Below are 1352 nucleotides of genomic sequence, written 5' to 3'. Positions count from 1 at the left end.
GACACTGACGTAACTGTTGCTAACGGAACTGTTAGCGGATTCACAGGTACTGGTACAACTTATAATTTCACAGTTACACCAACAGCCACTGGCAATGTCACCGTAGATATTCCCGCAGCTACAGCCACAGATACAGCAGGTAACAACAATACCGCTGCGGCTCAATTGACTCGTACTGTCGATGCCACAGTACCTACAGTTGCTTTAACATCAACATCACCAACCACCACAAACGCACCATTTTTAGTCACAGCAACCTTCAGCGAAACCGTCACAGGATTTATCGACACTGACGTAACTGTTGCTAACGGCACTGTTAGCGGATTTACAGGTACTGGCACAACTTATAATTTCACCGTTACACCAACAGCCACTGGCAATGTCACCGTAGATATTCCCGCAGCTACAGCCACTGACACCGTTGGCAATAGCAATACCGCAGCCACTCAACTTGTTCGCACCGCCGAAATCACCCCACCCACAGTCACCCTCACATCAAATTCACCAACAACAGTAACTGGCTTATTTAGCGTCACTGCTACCTTTAATGAAGATGTCATCGGCTTTGACAATACCGATATCACCCTCACCAATGCTGCTGTCAGTAACTTTGTTAAAGTTGATGCCAAAACTTACACATTTGATGTGACTCCTGCTACGAGTGGTGCTGTCACCGTTGATATTCCGACGGCTAAAGCTACTGATAATGCGGGTAACAACAATACCGCAGCCACTCAACTAACTCGCACTGCTAATATCACCGCACCGATTATTGATGTCACTCCACCCATTGCTAATTTAGCGACAATTTCTAACATTACTACACCGGGTGGCACCAGTCAGATATTGACAGTTACTTACAGCGACCTCAGTGGAGTTGATGTTAGCAGTTTAGATAATTCTGACGTTGTTGTAAATTGGTCAGGTGGTGCTATTCCTGCTACCAAAATTAGTGTTAATACAAATAGCAATGGTACGCCCCGCACAGCCACATATTCGTTTACGCCGCCAGGGGGAACTTGGAATAGTGCTGATAATGCTACTTACAGAGTTAATTTGCAAGCATCGCAGGTGAAGGATGCTGTTGGCAATTTGGCTGCTGCTAGCACTTTAGGTACTTTTGGCGTGAATATTGCCGCACCATCGGTAACACCCGCACCCGCACCATCGGGAACACCCGCACCATCGGGAACACCAACTCCATCGGGAACACCGACGCCATCGGGAACACCGACGCCATCGGTAACACCCGCACCATCGGTAACACCCGCACCATCGGGAACACCAACTCCATCGGGAACACCAACTCCATCGGGAACACCAACTCCATCGGGAACACCAACTCCATCGGG

The 1352-nt window shown here is 48.3% G+C and carries 1 protein-coding gene; it reads left to right on the top strand.

What is annotated here, in order from left to right; all coding sequences use genetic code 11:
• Nucleotides 1-1352 (top strand): Ig-like domain-containing protein (locus AAFP14_RS22850; RefSeq protein ID WP_341734486.1); only part of this gene is annotated, 1352 nt, incomplete at both ends.

The organism is Microcoleus sp. EPA2, from assembly GCA_020882975.1.
GTDB lineage: Bacteria > Cyanobacteriota > Cyanobacteriia > Cyanobacteriales > Microcoleaceae > Microcoleus.
Note: the sequence above shows the minus strand (reverse complement) of the source record. Positions and strands in the feature narration are given on the sequence as shown.